The sequence below is a fragment of the Rhodanobacter sp. FW021-MT20 genome, assembly GCF_041107475.1.
Classification (GTDB): Bacteria; Pseudomonadota; Gammaproteobacteria; order Xanthomonadales; family Rhodanobacteraceae; genus Rhodanobacter_A; species Rhodanobacter_A glycinis.
On sequence record NZ_JBGBPX010000023.1, the window covers coordinates 36,712 to 53,889 of the forward strand.

Annotated in this window: 11 protein-coding genes; 9 read left to right on the top strand and 2 right to left on the bottom strand. The window is 61.6% G+C overall.

The annotated features are described in order from the left end of the window. Positions 1 to 49 precede the first annotated feature (49 nt). From AB7849_RS17715 to AB7849_RS17730, 4 genes are all read left to right on the top strand, one after another. Positions 50 to 922, top strand: coding sequence for a DUF4396 domain-containing protein (locus tag AB7849_RS17715; RefSeq protein WP_369501471.1), 873 nt, complete (start codon positions 50 to 52; stop codon positions 920 to 922). 105 nt (positions 923 to 1,027) lie between these two features. Then, a complete protein-coding gene (locus AB7849_RS17720; protein ID WP_369501472.1) occupies positions 1,028 to 2,803 on the top strand; it encodes a copper resistance system multicopper oxidase in 1,776 nt (591 codons plus the stop codon). Positions 2,804 to 2,898: 95 nt separating this feature from the next. Further along, a complete protein-coding gene (locus AB7849_RS17725; RefSeq protein WP_008209314.1) occupies positions 2,899 to 3,909 on the top strand; it encodes a copper resistance protein B in 1,011 nt (336 codons plus the stop codon). Between the two features lie 449 nt (positions 3,910 to 4,358). Then, positions 4,359 to 5,669, top strand: a complete 1,311-nt coding sequence (locus AB7849_RS17730) for a hypothetical protein (RefSeq protein WP_157618029.1) — start codon at positions 4,359 to 4,361, stop codon at positions 5,667 to 5,669. A 104-nt stretch (positions 5,670 to 5,773) separates the two neighbouring features. Here AB7849_RS17730 and AB7849_RS17735 read toward each other — a convergent pair whose 3' ends face one another. Then, the gene (locus tag AB7849_RS17735; protein WP_369501473.1) at positions 5,774 to 8,146 is read right to left on the bottom strand and encodes a heavy metal translocating P-type ATPase; all 2,373 of its coding nucleotides are present in this window, start codon (positions 8,144 to 8,146) and stop codon (positions 5,774 to 5,776) included. Between the two features lie 94 nt (positions 8,147 to 8,240). Continuing rightward, positions 8,241 to 8,552, bottom strand: coding sequence for a hypothetical protein (locus AB7849_RS17740; RefSeq protein WP_369501474.1), 312 nt, complete (start codon positions 8,550 to 8,552; stop codon positions 8,241 to 8,243). 230 nt (positions 8,553 to 8,782) lie between these two features. On the opposite strand from AB7849_RS17740, the gene AB7849_RS17745 reads away from it, so the two are divergent. From AB7849_RS17745 to AB7849_RS17765, 5 genes are all read left to right on the top strand, one after another. Then, positions 8,783 to 9,172 (top strand): hypothetical protein, encoded by a 390-nt coding sequence (locus AB7849_RS17745; RefSeq protein WP_157618028.1) that lies wholly within the window; start codon positions 8,783 to 8,785, stop codon positions 9,170 to 9,172. Between the two features lie 684 nt (positions 9,173 to 9,856). Beyond that, a complete protein-coding gene (locus tag AB7849_RS17750) occupies positions 9,857 to 11,239 on the top strand; it encodes a TolC family protein (protein ID WP_008209303.1) in 1,383 nt (460 codons plus the stop codon). Beyond that, positions 11,236 to 12,585 carry an efflux RND transporter periplasmic adaptor subunit gene (locus AB7849_RS17755; protein ID WP_008209301.1) on the top strand — a complete coding sequence of 450 codons (1,350 nt, stop codon included), beginning with the start codon at positions 11,236 to 11,238 and terminating at the stop codon, positions 12,583 to 12,585. The genes AB7849_RS17750 and AB7849_RS17755 overlap by 4 nt, the downstream gene beginning before the upstream one ends. Then, positions 12,582 to 15,758 (top strand): efflux RND transporter permease subunit, encoded by a 3,177-nt coding sequence (locus AB7849_RS17760; RefSeq protein WP_008209298.1) that lies wholly within the window; start codon positions 12,582 to 12,584, stop codon positions 15,756 to 15,758. The genes AB7849_RS17755 and AB7849_RS17760 overlap by 4 nt, the downstream gene beginning before the upstream one ends. 21 nt (positions 15,759 to 15,779) lie before the next feature. Next, complete coding sequence (locus tag AB7849_RS17765; protein WP_008209296.1) at positions 15,780 to 16,136, top strand: P-II family nitrogen regulator; 357 nt, start codon at positions 15,780 to 15,782, stop codon at positions 16,134 to 16,136. Positions 16,137 to 17,178: the final 1,042 nt, after the last annotated feature.

Sequence of the window (17,178 nt, forward strand, 5' to 3'; positions counted from 1 at the left end):
TGTCTCTGTTGCCGCCGGCCACCACTCACGACACATGGGAGAAACGATCATGCTGGAAGGCGTAATGCTGCTTTGGTTCCTGCTGACCGGTTTGTCCGTGCTGTACGTGGCGATCGATATCCGCTCCACACCGGAGTCGCCGGTGCTGAAGTGGGGGTTTGTCCTGCTTACCGCGTACACCGGGCCATTAGGTGCCTTTCTCTATGTGCTGGGCTGTCGCGAACCCTTGCCGGGCCTGCATGAACGCTATGTGGCGGTGCGTTGGCGACAGGTGCTCGGCTCGACCATGCATTGCGTGGCGGGCGATGGCGTGGGCATTCTGGCTGGTGCGGTCATCGCCAGCATGATGCAGTTGACGGGGGTGCTGGATATCGCGCTGGAATACGTGCTCGGCTTTGGCTTCGGCTGGACGATTTTCCAGGCGCTGTTCATGCGCGGCGATGCTGGCGGCTCCTACACAGCGGCCTTGCGCAACAGCTTCTTCCCCGAGCTTCTGTCCATGAACGTGCTGATGGCAGCCATGGTGCCGACCATGGTGCTGGCGATGAAGCACGTGCCGGGTGCACATGATCCTGCCGGGCCGGCGTTCTGGTTCGTCATGTCGATGGCGCTGCTGGTGGGATTCGTGGCCGCCTATCCGATGAACTGGTGGCTGGTTTCCCGGCATTTGAAGCACGGCATGATGACTGTGCGTATGGCGGAACCGGACAACACGCAAGCGCGTGACGCCGGGCACGCGAAGTACGGCGCAAGCCATGCCTCGGAGCATGCGCCGGTCGAGTCGAACGGCGAGCCCCATGGCATGGCACATGGCGGGGCCGAAAACGTATCCCACACCATGCTGACCGGGATGACCGTGCTGTCGATAGTGCTGTTTGCGTTGGGCATCGGCGTCGCCGTCCTTTTCGGAGGTTTCTCATGAAGCGCCTGATCGCGTCGCCTCAAGCACGCTGGTGCCAGCGCGCGCCGCTTTGCGAACCGTCTGTCCGTCCCACAAAAACTTTTTTCTTTGACTCTGGAGTTTGATATGTCACGTATACAGTTTCCGGGTGATCCCCCCCACGGGCCCGACCCTTCGCGGCGCCGTTTCGTGCGCGGCCTGGCGTTGGGCGGTGTGCTGGCCGGACTGGTTCCGGCGGCGAGCATCGCCCAGGGCATCCGGGCCAAAAGCACGGGGCTGCGGCGTTCGCCGTCGGTCCTGCGGGGAACGACCTTTGATCTAGAGATCGCCGAAACCCCGGTCAATTTCACCGGAAAACCCGCGATCGGCACCATCATCAACGGCCAGGTGCCGGCACCGACGCTGTACTGGCGCGAGGGCGACACAGTGACCCTCAACGTCACCAACCGGATGAATGTTTCCACCTCGATCCACTGGCACGGCATGATCCTGCCTGCGGACATGGATGGTGTGCCGGGGCTAAGCTACCCGGGTATCGCGCCGGGTGAAACGTTCCAGTACCGCTTCAAGGTGCAGCAGTCCGGCACGTTCTGGTACCACAGCCACACCCGCTTCCAGGAGCAGACCGGCCTGTACGGTGCGATCGTGATCGAACCCCGCGAAGCCGAGCGCTTCCCCAGCGATCGCGAACACGTGGTGGTGTTGTCCGACTGGACCGATACCGACCCCGAGCAGGTGTTCGCCAACCTGAAGAAAATGGGCGGCTACTACAGCCGCACCGAACCGACCACACCGGAAATCTTCAAGCAGGCCGGCATGGAAGGTTTTGCCAAGGCATGGAAGGAGCGGATGGCCTGGAACCGGATGCGCATGAGCCCGCGGGATTTGTCCGACGTGACCGGCTACACCTACACCTTTTTGACCAATGGCGTGACACCCGAAGGCCGTTGGACCGGCCTTTTCAGCCGCGGCGAAAAGGTTCGCCTGCGCTTCGTCAATGCCTCGTCGATGACGTATTTCGACGTACGGATTCCCGGTTTGAAGATGACCGTGGTAGCCGCCGACGGGCAGGACGTGGAGCCGGTGTCGATCGACGAGTTCCGCATTGCCGTCGCCGAAACCCTGGATGTGATCGTCAGCCCCAGCGATGATCGTGCCTACACCATTTTCGCCCAGGCCATCGATCGCAGTGGCTACGCCGCCGGCACCCTGGCGCCGCGCGAAGGCATGCGTGGCGAGATTCCACCGATGGACCCGGTCCCCAGCCTCAGCATGGCCGACATGGGCATGGACATGTCGAAAATGGCCGGCATGGCGGCGGGTGGCATGCAAGCCATGCCGGGTATGGACATGGGTGGTATGGGCGGTAGCCAGACGGTGCCGATCCATCATCACTATGCGACCGAATACGGGCCGTCGAACACCAAATGCATCGCCGTGGCGTCCACCGCGCTGGACGATCCCGGCGCGGGCCTGCGGCACAACGGCAGGCGGGTACTGAGCTACGCCGACCTGCACACGATCGGCGGCCCGCTCGATCCGCGCGAACCGACCCGCGAGATCGTATTGCACCTCACCGGCAACATGGAACGCTATATGTGGTCGTTCAACGGCGTGCCGTATTCCGAGGCCAAGCCGATCCTGTTCCACTACGGCGAGCGGCTGCGCATCGTGCTGATCAACGACACCATGATGAACCACCCGATCCATCTGCACGGCATGTGGAGCGAAGTGGAAACCGCCCAGGCGCAGTTCCAGGTGCGCAAGCACACGGTCAACGTGCGTCCGGCCCAGCGCATCAGTTACCTGGTCAATGCCGACGCCCGGGGACGATGGGCCTACCACTGCCACATGCTTTATCACATGGACGCGGGCATGTTCCGCGCGGTGGTGGTGGCATGAGGACCAGGACGATGACTCTGAACCCGATCACATCTCGCCGCTCCATGCTTCCCGCCGCCCTTGGGCTGGCTTTACTGGGCGCCTCGCCAGGGGTCATGGCGCAAACCGATGCACCGCCGGCCGCTTCGAGCAAGACGGCGGCCAGCCAGTCGATGACGATGACGCCCGGTGACGGCATGGACGGCATGCACCTCAAGACACCAACCACCGCCGCCAAAACCATGCCGCCGAAAAACGGCCACAAGGCCATGTCGTATGGCGCGATGAAGCGCATGTCCCAGCAGCCTGCGAAAAAGTCCGACGACATGGGTGCCATGCAGAACATGCCCGGCATGAAAGGTATGGCGATGCCCATGGACATGAAGCAGGGCAAGGCGATGTCCAAGGCGCCCCCTATCGGCAGCCTGCCAAGCAGCGACGGTGCAGCACCGAAGGGTTATGACGCCTACGGCGTCAGCTTGCGCATGCATGATGATCCGCTGCTGGCCAAGCTGCAGATCGACAACCTCGAGAGCGCGCACAGCAACGACGGCGCGAACGCCCAGCAATGGGACGGTCGCTTCTGGGTCGGGCACAATCTCGACAAGCTGTGGATCCGCAGCGAGGGCAGCCGCAGCAAAGGGCGCATCGAAGAGGGTGATGTCGAAGCGCTTTGGGGCCATGCGGTCAGTCCGTTCTGGAACCTGATGGCCGGCGTGCGCCACGACCTGGGCACCGGACCGACCCGAAACTGGGCGGCGTTTGGCTTCCAGGGCATTGCACCCTACGAGTTCGAGTTCGAGGCGACGGCCTATGCGGGGCCTTCGGGGCGCACAGCGATCCGGCTCAAGACCTCCCAGGATTGGCTGTTTACGCAGAAGCTGATTCTCACCCCCGAGCTGGATCTGAATGCCTACGGCCGTGCCGATCCACGCCGCGATCTCGGGGCAGGTGTCTCCGACGCCTCGTTGAGCTTTCGGCTGCGTTACGAGTTCAGCCGCAAGTTTGCGCCGTATATCGGTTACTCATGGGTACACAAGTTCGGCGCGACGGCGGGCGTGGCCCGCGCAGCAGGCCGACCGGTATCCGATCGGCAGATCCTGATGGGTGCGAGGGTGTGGTTTTGACGGACCGGGACTGGATGAGGCTGCACAAGCACATTGCCACCTGCGCGGCGCTGTAAACGAGCCTTTGGTCCTTTGCCCTGTGACAATGTTCGGCCAATCCGCGGATGTGAATTGGTAGATGGACAATCCACGTGGCCGGGTTCGAGAAGCTCGGGGCATTGATCCTGGTCAAGATGAACGCCAAGCGCTTATATAAAGTCGAACCCATGTCACCGAAGTTCTGAATTCGCCACACGAAGCGCCCCGGCCGGTTTTGGCTGCTGGCGCTGTTGTTTCTATTGCAGCAGGTAGTGCTGGCTGCAAGCGTGTACCCCATGTACAGCGGGCACCTCATGGCGAGGGCAGCTACGCTCGCCTCACAGATTGACTGCATGCACGGCATGCAGGGTCGTGTCTGGGCATTGCGGCATATCTTGGCGGCTTCTCATGAACTCCTTGGTCAGTGTTACGTGAACGAACATGATCCATCTGTTGTAACCAACGCATGTGCCGGCATCTGTGCATCGCCCTCATCGGTTGAAGCGCTCAACAACGAATGCTTCTGCCTCGCTGTGGATGTCCCCGCGCTTCACGCCAAGCTCAGCAATGTACTTGGCGTGTACGGGCTGCGGGGAGCGCTGGCAGTCACGCATCCGCATTTGTTCTCGGCATTGCCGATCTATGTTTCGCGTCGTCACCTCGAACAGACGGCCAACGTCGTTGCCGCCGTTGAGGAAGTGGTCGCGTTGCCGGCCTACCAGTCGGCTGCGCTGGCATGGGCACCTGATATCGCCCGCTTTGACCCGGGATCACCTGGCGGATTGCTTGGACTGGACTTCCATCTGGGCATCGACGGGCCACGACTCATCGAGATCAATACGAACCCGGGAGGCGTCCTGCTGAATGCCATGCTCGGGCAGGCGCAACACGCGTGCATGCCGGAAATAACCAAGCCGCCTACAGCGGTGGGGAGAGTCGATAGCGACATTCTTGAGGTCATGCTGACCGAGTGGCAGCTGCAACGTGGCTCCGCGTCCCTGGGCCTCGTAGCCATTGTCGATGAGTCGCCGACGCAGCAGTATCTCTACCCGGAGTTCCTGTTGTTTCGTGAACTCTTTCGACGACATGGCTATCGCGCAGAAATTTGTGGTCCCGAAGACCTTGTCCTGGGAGACGGCCGTCTTTGGCTCGGCGAAAGCAGCGTCGATCTTCTCTACAATCGATTGACCGACTTCGCGTTCCAGCAGCCCGCTCAGGCTGCCATACGAACCGCGTACCTGACTGGCAAGGTGATTGTCAGTCCGCACCCCCGCGCGCACGCGCTGTATGCGGACAAACGCAACTTGAACTTGCTCGGTAGACGCGATTTTCTGCAGTCGGCGGGTGCCAGCAAGACGGCGGTGGAAACCTTGGTCGCCGGTGTTCCGAAGACCGAACTGCTGACACCGGACAATCGCGATGCCATGTGGGCCGCGCGGCGTCATCTTTTCTTCAAGCCATCTGCTGGCTTCGGCAGCAAGGCCGCTTATCGCGGTGACAAGCTCACGCGCCGGGTATGGGATGAAATGGCAGGTGCTTCCTACGTAGCTCAGGAATTGGTTGTGCCCAGCGAGCGCAGGACGGACGCACAGTCGCCCCCGCTCAAGGTCGACATCCGCTGCTATGCGTATCGCGGCAGGGTGATGCTCTACGCCGCGCGCATATACCAGGGGCAAACTACAAACTTCCGAACTCCCGGTGGCGGGTTTTCTCCCGTATTGACGGCTGAAGACAGCCGATGAATCCGCGCGCACGAATGGGTGCCGCTCCAGCGCTACGCGCGGACGGCCCTGACTGAGAGCGCGTGACCGTTGCGTTGTTTCCAGCACCGAGGCCGGCAGGAGATTCAGTCGAGGTGGGCCTTTCCCAAACGCAACGCGTTGACCACTACCGATACCGAACTCAAGCTCATGGCCAAGGCGGCAATCATTGGGCTGAGCAGAAGGCCGGTCAGCGGATACAAGGCACCAGCCGCGATCGGCACGCCGACCGCGTTGTAGACAAATGCGAATGTGAGGTTCTGCTTCATGTTCGCGACGGTCGCGTTGGAGATGGCGCGTGCACGTACGATGCCTCGAAGGTCGCCCTTGACCAGGGTGACCTGCGCACTGGACATCGCGACATCGGTACCCGTGCCCATCGCAATGCCAACGTCTGCGCCGGCAAGGGCTGGCGCGTCATTGATGCCATCACCGGCCATCGCCACTTTGTGTCCTTCCGCTTTCAGTCGCTGAACCAGGTCGACCTTGTCCTTGGGGCGAACTTCGCCATGAACCTCATCGATACCGAGCGTGCGTGCCACCGGCTTGGCTGTGGTGACACCGTCGCCCGTGGCCATGACGATACGCAGGCCGTCGCGATGCAGGGCTTCGATCGCTTCCGGCGTGGACGCCTTGATCGGGTCAGCGACGGCAACCAGTCCGGCAAGCACGCCATCCACCGCGAGAAACATCACGCTGGCGCCCTCCTGGCGCAGCTTCTCCGCATCGGCAGACATGGATGAGGGATTCACACCCACTTCGCGCATCAGTTCGGTGTTTCCGATGGCAAGCCCGCGACCACCAACTTTGCCGCGTACGCCTACGCCAGTGGCCGACTCGAAGTCGTCAGGAGTCTCCAAAGCGAGCTGTCGCCGACGCGCCTCCGCGACGATGGCGTCGGCCAACGGATGCTCGCTGCCTTGATCGAGACTGGCGGCAAGGCGCAGCACCTCTTCCTCGGTAAAACCGTGCGACGGCAAAGCTGTGCGGAACGCCGGTCGCCCTTCAGTCAGGGTGCCGGTCTTGTCGACGATCAGTGTGTCGATCTTGCGCAGGTTCTCGATCGCCTCGGCATCGCGGAATAGCACGCCACCCTGCGCAGCGCGCCCGGTGGCAACCATGATCGACATCGGCGTAGCCAGTCCCAATGCGCATGGGCAGGCAATGATGAGAACTGAAACGGCATTGAGTACGGCGTAGGTCCAGGACGGTGTCGGGCCAAACAACCCCCATACGAAAAACGTCACGACCGCCGCCGCGAGTACCGCAAGCACGAACCAGAACGCCACCTTGTCCGCCATGCGTTGCATGGGCGCGCGCGATCGCTGTGCCTGCGCGACCAATTGCACGATCTGGGCCAGTACGGTCTCCGAGCCAATTTTTTCGGCACGCATCACCAACGCGCCGGTGCCGTTGAGGGTGGCGCCGATGACTGAGGCGCCGACCGTCTTTTCGACCGGAATCGGCTCACCGGTCAGCATTGATTCGTCGACGTTGGAGCGTCCTTCGATCACCTCGCCGTCGACCGGTACTTTCTCACCTGAACCGACCCGCAAGCGGTCCCCCACATGCACGTGGCGGAGCTCGATATCTTCTTCGGTCCCGTCATCACGAAGGCGGCGTGCCGTCTTGGGGGCCAGCCCGAGCAGTGCCTTGATCGCCGCCGACGTTTTTGAGCGTGCCCTCAGTTCCAGCAGTTGTCCCAGCAGGGTCAGCGAGACGATCACGGCGGCCGCTTCGAAGTACACACCGACGCGACCATGCGCATGAAACGAGGCAGGGAAGAGTTCGGGCGCTACCGCCGCCACGACGCTGTAGCCAAACGCTGCCGTTGTGCCGATGCCGATCAGGGTCCACATGTTGAGACTGTGTTTGCGGATGGATTGCACGCAACGCACGAGGAATGGCCAGCCAGCCCAGAAGAACACGGGAGTGGTCAATACCAACTCAACCCAGGTCCGGGTATCGACCGACAACGCAGAGAATCGGTGCCCGAACATCGCCAGCACCAACACAACCACCGTCAGTGGCAACGTCCACCAGAATCGACGGCTGAAGTCGCGAAGCTCGGGATTGCCCTCGTCCTCCAGACTGGGCATTTCCGGCTCCAACGCCATCCCGCAGATAGGGCACGCTCCGGGCCCCTCTTGACGAATCTGCGGGTGCATCGGACATGTGTAGATGATGCCTGAGGGCGCTGGGGCGTCTGGCGTCAATGGTTCACTTGAGAGATACCGCGCGGGTTCGGCGATGAAACGTTGCTGGCACCGGGTTGAGCAGAAATGATAGGTCGTGCCCTTGTGCTCGGCGGTGAGCAAAGACGTTGCCGGATCGACCTGCATGCCGCATACCGGATCCGTTACCGTCGCGCCGGCGTGAACACTGGCATCGCTGATACGATCGTCAACCGCATCCCGTGCCGGATTGCCGTGATGGTCATGGGGGTCGTGTGAAGTCATGAGTCTTCTCTCAAAAAGCGCTGCGGGATCGAGCTGTGTTTCGCAGGATTGCGGGTCGGTGCAAGTGTTGGGTCTGGCTCGTCTACATATCGCATCACGGGTCTTTCGAGAGTCCTTGGGTGCTGGTTCCCCTGGACAGAGAGTCGCCATGGAGGTGACACCTTGAGCTACCCGTACCACACATTGTGTTGACGGCAAGTCGTGATGCTGCATCTGAAGCTCCAAGCAACAGTCGCGTATCGCCACTGCGACCCGACACCCCCACGAGGCCGTTTTCCCAACCCATCATGCGTTCAACGTCCGTTGCCGAGATCTTCCGCTGTCGCGGAGGTAGTAGCATCAAGTCAGGGTCCAAGCTCCCGGGTCTGGTGACCATGGGCAAGCCATCTAATGGACTCAGGCCCACGGTCGTATCAGCCTGTCACCGAGCCCACCGTAGCAACCGCACGTCGCCTATCCCCAATTGATTGCACAAGGGCAATGAAGCATTCGGACACAACAACCTCCGCCGCTAGCCCGTCCCCGGGCAGAGGCATCAGGGAGCCGACTCCCATCCCGGCGAATCTTCGGCGCCGACTGGGATGGCGCGCTGCATCGCGCCGCCTCGGCCCTGTCAAACCACACGAGATGCTTTGGTTGGTGCTCGCACTTGTCTTCAATCTCGCGTGGGAACTCGCACAACTCGGTTTCTACGACCTGTCCGTCACGCATACCAGCGTCGCGTATGCGGTAGTCCACTGCACGCTCGGCGACGGCATCATTACAGCGGTCGCGTACCTGATGGTGGTCGGCGTTACGCGCTCTCGCACGTGGCCGTATTCGAATCAATGGACGGGGATGGCGGTCATGCTGCTCTCGACCATCGGCTACACCGCGTGGAGCGAATGGCACAACGTCTATCTCGAGCACAGCTGGGCCTACGCGCCATCGATGCCGCTCATCGCCGGTATCGGAGTAGCACCGTTAGTGCAATGGATCGTGGTTCCCGTTGCAATCCTGATCACCGTGCGCCGTTTCAAGCCATAGCGCGCTGCCGCTCACAGATAGGCCCCGGCACGAATGGTCGCGCCACACTATGACTTCGCAAGCGAACTGTGACCAGCCTGTTGGTCTGCAGCAGCGTGACAACTTCCGATGATCGTTCGATGCAGCCCAGCCAGCATGAAACAATCGATGTACTTGATCACGGTCAAGTGTGAGCGCCCCAACCTACGATAGTCTTAAGCTCATGACTGGCATGTCCCACCGGCGAAGCATCCATCGCCACCACATATTGTGGTGCGTGCTGGTGTTGTTGTGGCTGTGCCAGCAGGTTGCTTTTGCGGCTAGTGCTTGCGTTGTTTCCATGCCCGACATGGCCACGGTCACGTCCGCGTCGCAGCCGACTTGCATGGATGACATGGCGGTGGGGCATGCCAAGGACCTCATGTGTGCCCAACATTGCGCTCAGGGCACGGCGATCCAGTCCGATGCATCTTCGCCCAATGTTCCGGGCTCCTTGCTTCCGCCCTTGGCACCGGACGCGCCGGTCGTGGCCATGTTGCCACGCGCCGAAGCATCGTTTGCCTCGACGGATCGGGGGCATGTCTATCGACCTCCGCTCAGATTGCTGTTCTGCTCTCTCCTTATCTAGTTCCCGCCTTGCTTGTAGCAACGGGTCGTACCGGCATTGGTACGGCGCACTTGGCAAGATTGCGGGAGTAACTGTTCATGTTTTCCACGTGTTCTGCACGGCGTCATCAGACGTCCGCGCTGGCCATGCTCCTGTTCGCAGGCATGGCCATAACCCCGATGGCGTGGGCCATCGACGGACCAATGCATCAGGGCGCTGCCACCGCATCGCGTGCAGCCTTGATGGCCCCGGTAGCGGCTGAAATTATTGCGCCATCTGCCGGGCTCACGCCTGACCTGTTGGTGCAGAAGGTTCTGCAACGCAACCCGGGCATCGAGGCGATGCAGGCGGCTTCCGATGCAGCAGGCGCCCGGATCGAGTCAGCCGGCGCGCTGGATGACCCGATGGTCAGCTATGCAATAGCGCCAAACACGGCCGGCGGCCCACGGCAGGGCCTCAACCAGAACGTGCAGTTCAGTCAAAAGTTTCCGTGGCCAGGCACCCTTGATCTGCGCAGCAGGATGGCTACGGCCGAAGCGGAGTCGGCGGACCAGCAAGTGGCTGACCTGCGTCTGCGGCTCGCCGCCCGTGCCCGCGCCGACTATGCCCAGTGGTATTACGTTCATCGGGCGCTGGCGATCAACGCCGCGAACACTACGCTGGTAGAGCATTTGAGGACGGTGGCGGAAGCGGCCTATGCATCAGGGCAGTCGCCGCAGCAAGATGTCCTGCAGGCTGAGGTGGAATTGGTGCGCCTGCGCAACCAGGCTCTGGAGCTGGCGCGTCTGCAGCGCACGGTGCAGGCGAAGATCAATGCGCTGCAGAACGTCGATCCGGATACCGAGGTCGCCGCACCAACCGGCCTTCCGAGTGAGATTCCGCTGCCGACTTACGCCACCTTGCGGGACGCCGCGCTGGCGCATTACCCGCTGCTGCAGAGCCTGGATGCGCGCATCCAGGCGAGCAGGGATCGGGTCGATCTGGCGCACAAGAATACCATGCCGAATATCAGCGTACTGGCCGGCTACAACAGCATCATGGACATGCCAGCCAAGCGACTGACCGTCGGTGTCGCCATCAACATTCCCTTCGGTGGCAACCACCGCGGTGAGGTGAATGAGGCCAATGCACGGCTTCATGAGAGCGAGGCGAAGCTGGCCGATATGCGCAACCAGTTGCTGAGCGACATCGACCAATCGCGTGAAACCGCCGCCCAAGCCGCCGCCACCATCAAACTCTATGCCGACAAGTTGCTGCCGTTGACCAGGCTCAACATGCAGGCAGCCGAGGCTGACTACGGCAGCGGCAGTGGTGACTTCCTCAAGCTCATCACCGCCGAGCAACAGTATCTGATGGCCGAACTGGAAGTGGCCAGGGCACGCGCCGACCTCTTTACCCAATGGGCCTCACTCAACTACCAAACCGGCGGCGGGCTGTTGCCGCTTTCGGCAGCGACCATGCTCAGGGGTACCTCGCCATGAACAAATCGAGATGGATTGCGCTTGCGCTCATCGTCGTCCTGCTTGCACTGATCGGCGGATATTTCGTCGACAAGCGCGGACGTCCAACCAGCGAATCGGCCACACCGGCGGCAGCGTCTGCAACGACACGCAAGATTCTGTACTGGAAAGGGCCGATGACGCCGAACTTTCACAGCGACAAGCCGGGCAAGTCCCCCATGGGCATGGACCTGGTGCCCGTTTACGCCGATGAAAACGGGGCGGCTGAGGCCAGCGACGTGAAGATCTCGCCCGATGTGGTCAACAACCTCGGCGTGCGTACGGTTGAGGTCGAGCAGGGATCGCTATCCCATCGGCTGGAGTTGGTCGGCTATGTGGGCTACGACGAAGACACCATCACCAGCCTCAACACCCGGGCCGAGGGCTGGGTCGAGAAATTGGGTGTCAAGAGTGCTGGCGACAGCGTGCGTGCCGGCCAGATGCTCTACGAACTGTTTTCCCCCAAGTTGGCAACGGCGGAGCGCGAGTATCTGGTCGCGTTGTCCAGCGGAAGTCCGTCACTGGTCGCCGCCTCACGCGAGCGCATGCAGGCACTCGGTTTCAGCGCAGCACAGGTGAAGCAATTGGCGCGCACGCGAAAAGTCAGCGACCGTGTGGCCCGTTACGCCGACTCCGCCGGTGTGCTGATGAGCCTGGGTGTGAGCGAGGGCGCGTATGTGATGCCTGCCACGCAGATCATGAGGCTGGCAGATCTTCGCACCGTCTGGGTACTGGTGGAGGTTGACGAGAGCGCTGCCGCGTTGTTGCACACCGGACAGAAAGCAGACGCGGTGTTCGACGCCTTTCCGGGCCAGCACTGGCAGGGCGTGGTCGACCACGTCTATCCCGACATCAGCAGTACCACCCGCACGGTCAAGGCGCGAGTGCGCTTTGCCAACCCGGACCTGCGCCTGCAACCGAACATGTACGCGCATGTCAGCCTGCAGACGGCAGCCAAGGGCGACGGGCTCTACATTCCGGAGTTGGCACTGATCCGCACCGGCAACAGCCAGCGCGTGATCGTGGCGCTCGGCGACGGTCGCTTCGACGTCTGTCCTGTGCAGGCCGGGCTCAGCTCTGGTGATCAGGTGGAGATCCTGAAGGGCTTGCGCGCCGGCCAGCGCGTAGTCACCTCCGCGCAGTTCATGCTCGACTCCGAAGCCAATGTCGATGCCGCGGCGCTAAGGCTTGGCTCCGGCAAGCCCGGCTGCGCCGAAGCGCCGGTCACGCCCCGTCACGAGCTGACCACCAAGCCCGATGCTGCCACCAGCAAGGACATGGCGACGATGCCAACGCCGAAGGGTGCAGGCACGGAGCAGCACCCATGATCGCCGCGATTATCCGCTGGTCGCTCAGGAACCGCGGCTTCGTCCTGCTGGGGCTGGCCTTCGTGATCCTCGGTGGCCTGTATGCGATGAAAAACACGCCGGTGGACGCGATCCCCGACCTGTCCGATGTGCAGGTCATCGTCAAGACGCCGTATCCAGGGCAGTCGCCACAGGTGGTGCAGGACCAGGTCACCTATCCGCTGGAAACCGCGATGCTGGGGGTGCCGGGTGCGACGGTGGTACGCGGTTATTCATTCTTCGGCGATTCGTACGTCTACATCATTTTCAAGGAAGGCACCGATCTCTACTGGGCGCGTTCGCGCGTGCTGGAGTACCTCGACCAGGTCGCCAGCAGCCTGCCGTCCGACGCGCATCCGAGCCTGGGCCCGGATGCAACCGGGGTGGGCTGGGTCTATGAATACGCGCTGGTGGACAAGACCGGCAAACATGACCTGGCCCAGCTGACGAGCCTGCAGGACTGGTTCCTGAAATACCAGCTGCAAACTGTGCCGGGCGTGGCCGAGGTGGCCACGGCCGGGGGCATGGTGAAGCAATACCAGGTGGTGGTGAACCCGGACAAGCTACGCGCTTACGGCATCACCCTGGATCACGTGAAGAAAGCAATCCAGAACGCCAATAAGGAAACCGGCGGCGCGGTGGTCGAGTTGGCGGAAGCGGAGTACATGGTCCGTGCCAGTGGCTATATCAAAGGTATCAAGGATCTGTTGCAGGTGCCTTTGCTGACCGACAAGAACGGCACGCCGGTGCAATTGAAGGATGTGGCCGACGTGCGGATCGGTCCGCAGATCCGCCGCGGGGTCACCGAGCTCAACGGCCAGGGTGAGGCGGTCGGTGGTGTCATCGTCATGCGCTATGGCGAAAATGCGCAAAAGGTCATTGATGGTGTCAAGGCCAAGTTGGCTTCGCTGAAAGCCAGCCTGCCGCCGGGCGTGCAGATCGTGCCGACCTACGACCGCTCGCAATTGATCCAGGCTGCCATCAGCAACCTGCGTGAGAAGCTTTTCGAAGAGTTCCTCGTGGTGACCCTGGTCTGCATCGTCTTCCTGTTCCATTTCCGCTCGGCCATGGTGGCGGTGGTGAGTCTGCCGATCGGCATCCTGATGGCCTTCATCGTCATGCACCTGCAAGGCCTGAACGCCAACATCATGTCGCTGGGTGGCATCGCGATTGCCATCGGGGCGATGGTGGATGGCGCCATCGTGATGATCGAAAACCTGCACAAGCACATGGAGCGCGAGCCGGTCACCGCGGCGAATCGATGGCGGATGGTGGCCGACGCCACGGTCGAGGTTGGCCCATCACTGTTTTTCTCGCTGGTGATCATCGCGGTGTCGTTCATGCCCGTATTCACACTGGGCGAGCAGGCGGGTCGCATGTTCAAGCCACTGGCGTTTACCAAGACGTACTCCATGGCGGCGGCGGCGATTCTGTCCATCACCCTGGTACCGGTGCTGATGGGCTACTTCATTCGTGGACGGATTACCCCGGAGCATGCCAATCCGGTCAACCGGCTGTTGACCTGGCTTTATCGCCCCTTGGTGAATGGCGTCCTGCGCAAGCCCTGGCTGGTCATACTCGCCAGTGTGTTCGTGCTGGCGATCAGCATCTGGCCGGCCACGCGATTGGGTTCGGAATTCATCCCGCCGCTGGACGAAGGCGACCTGATGTACATGCCGTCGGTGCGCCCGGGCATCTCCGTGGACAAGGCACGTCAACTGCTGCAGCAGACCGACAAGCTCATCATGAGCGTGCCGGAAGTGAAATCGGCCTTTGGCAAGATGGGCCGCGCGGGCACGGCGACCGATCCGGCACCGCTGTCGATGAATGAGACGGTCATCCAGTTCAAGCCGCCGTCCGAGTGGCGCCCCGGCGTCACCAAGGCGCAAATCGTCAGCGAGCTGAAACAAAGGGTGCAGCTGCCGGGATTGACCAATGCCTGGGTCATGCCGATCAAGACCCGCATCGACATGCTCTCCACCGGCATCAAGACCCCGGTTGGCATCAAGGTCGGCGGGCCGGATCTGCAGGTGATCCAGCAGGTCGGCGCGCAACTGGAGAAAATCCTTCCGAAAGTTCGTGGCACGGTGTCGGTGTACTCCGAGCGGCCAGCGGCCGGCGGTCGCTACATCAACATCGATATCGACCGCGGCAAGGCGGCGCGACTCGGACTCAACATCAGCGACGTTCAGGACGTGGTGCGCACCGCCATCGGTGGCATGAATGTCACCGAGACCGTGGAAGGACTGGAACGCTACCCGGTCAACCTGCGATACCCGCGCGACTCACGCAATTCGGTGGCAAGTCTGCGGCAGCTGCCGATCGTCACCGCTCGCGGTGATCACGTCGTACTGGGCGACGTGGCGGTCATCCGCATCGAAGACGGGCCGCCCATGATCAAGAGCGAGGCCGCCCAACTTACCGGCTGGACCTATGTCGACATTGCCAATCGCGACGTCGGATCCTACGTCGCCGAGGCGCAGAAACGGGTGGCGAGCCAGGTCAAGTTGCCCCCCGGCTACTCGCTGAGCTGGTCCGGACAATACGAGTACATCCAGAAGGCGAACAAGAGCCTGGCGTTGGTCGTGCCGGTGACCATCGTACTCATCGCCCTGCTGTTGTATCTGGCATTTCGCCGCATCTCCCACGTCGTGATCATCATGGGGACCTTGCCGATGGCGCTGGCCGGCAGTTTCTGGTTGTTGTACCTGCTGGGCTACAACATGTCGGTGGCCGTGGCGGTGGGCTTGATCGCGCTGGCGGGCGTCACCACCGAAATCGGCGTGGTCCTGATTGTTTACCTGAATCAATCGGTCGCCCGCTATCAGGAAAGGTGCGTGGCGACAAATCTGCCGGTGAGCTTCGACGGTCTGCGCGAGGCGGTGCGCGATGGTGCGCTGCTGCGTCTGCGGCCGATCGCGATGACGGCGGTTGCCATCATTTCCGGCCTGCTGCCGGTGATGTTTGGTTCAGGCACCGGTTCGGAAATCATGCGTCGCATCGCATCGCCGATGGTCGGCGGAATGATCAGTTCGCTGATCCTGACCATGCTGGTGATTCCGGCGGCCTACCTGCTTTGGGAATGGCATCGCTTGCGCAAGCTGGAAGGCCGACCCGTTGAGGTGATGCGAACGGGTTCATCCATCGAGGACTAAAGAAAGTCCGGGAGAAGAAGCATGACATACCGAAAAGTCACCGCGATCATCGACGTCGGAAGTCTCGAGGCAGTCGAACGGGCGGTACAACAAGTGGGGACGTTCGAAGTGGCTGTCACACGGGTCAAAGGTTACGGCCATTACAAAAATTTCTATGCCGCCCAATGGCTGTCCGAGCAGGCGCGAGTGGAGGTATTTGCCCAGCAATCGCAAGCGGCAGCCGTGGTTGATGCCATCTGCAGCGCGGCCTATGTCGGACCTGAAAGCCATGGCATCGTCGCCGTATTACCGGTGGAGGAGATATACCGGATCAGGGACCAGCGAGGCGCCGATCCAGATTCACACTCTGCCGATCAGAGTCGCGGGACACATGAGTGAACCCCATGGACTGTCACCAGTCTGCCAACCAATGAACAGGCGCGGGTGCGACGCATCGCCTTCGTGCCCGCAGGTTAAATGCGTGAAGCACGGCCGCGAAAGCAGCCAACATGAAGGAGAGTTGACATGATGACAAATATGGGCGGAACGACGATGTTTGGCATGGGGATCGGATGGATTCTGATCGTCGTGGTGTCGGTTATCATCATCGCTGCGCTACTGATGTATGTGCGAAGAAAATAGCATCCGGATAAGGCCGCCCTTCGCTTCGGGCGCATGTGCGTGCGACTGCCAGGCACGCACGCGAATAATCAAGACACCTGCTCGCCAAAGCTGACGAGCGTTGCCGATAGGCGTAGAGCCCGACCTCTCCAACGGCGGCAATCGTGCAACTTGGCGGAGACTCCGACCGGCCGAAGTTGGCCGATCACTGTCGGTCGCCGCTGAGGCTCAGTGCTGCCGGCGAGCTTGGCAAATTCCACTGGCGATGGTGGCCCCGTTCCTTGTAGGAACCGGGCAGCATGTTGGCAACGGTGGGCAGTTTGGCTGCCGGCGTTGGTCAGTTCCGCTGGCGAAGCTGGTCAATTGCTGTGGCGAAGGCGGGCAGTTGGCTGGCGTTTTGCAGCAGCGGCATTCTTGCCTTAGTTGTACACGACGCCCGTGGCCTCATCCCTTGCTGCGGCAACCACGATGGACGGATCGGTCGCCAGCATGCTCTGTGGACGGCATGAATAGGGGAAAGTAGGCTCAAAACGGTCCAGTTTCTCGGTCTTGGCGTGGCTGCAGCCGACGTACGATGGACGCATGTCCGCTGATCAGTGATTAGAGGTGCTCTTTCTCTGAGGGTCAGCTCGACGGTGCTGTTGGTGCCCAAAAGGCCAAGTGACAGGGTGTGCTCGAGATCGTGGAAAGCATCGTGAAAATGAACACTTTCTAGTCAGTTATAAAATATTGCTGCATTTATTGGGCTCTCTCGCGTCTGGTGTGGTTGACACGACGGCGATCTTGCCTCGGATGCGGTGCTGAGTGCACGCTTGGCGGA

Bases quoted from the DNA above. Each gene is read 5' to 3' on its own strand.
- AB7849_RS17750 (WP_008209303.1), top strand. From the start codon at position 9,857: ATGTTTTCCACGTGTTCTGCACGGCGTCATCAGACGTCCGCGCTGGCC.
- AB7849_RS17755 (WP_008209301.1), top strand. From the start codon at position 11,236: ATGAACAAATCGAGATGGATTGCGCTTGCGCTCATCGTCGTCCTGCTT.
- AB7849_RS17765 (WP_008209296.1), top strand. From the start codon at position 15,780: ATGACATACCGAAAAGTCACCGCGATCATCGACGTCGGAAGTCTCGAG.
- AB7849_RS17715 (WP_369501471.1), top strand. From the start codon at position 50: ATGCTGGAAGGCGTAATGCTGCTTTGGTTCCTGCTGACCGGTTTGTCC.
- AB7849_RS17725 (WP_008209314.1), top strand. From the start codon at position 2,899: ATGGCGCAAACCGATGCACCGCCGGCCGCTTCGAGCAAGACGGCGGCC.
- AB7849_RS17735 (WP_369501473.1), bottom strand. From the start codon at position 8,146: ATGACTTCACACGACCCCCATGACCATCACGGCAATCCGGCACGGGAT.
- AB7849_RS17760 (WP_008209298.1), top strand. From the start codon at position 12,582: ATGATCGCCGCGATTATCCGCTGGTCGCTCAGGAACCGCGGCTTCGTC.
- AB7849_RS17720 (WP_369501472.1), top strand. From the start codon at position 1,028: ATGTCACGTATACAGTTTCCGGGTGATCCCCCCCACGGGCCCGACCCT.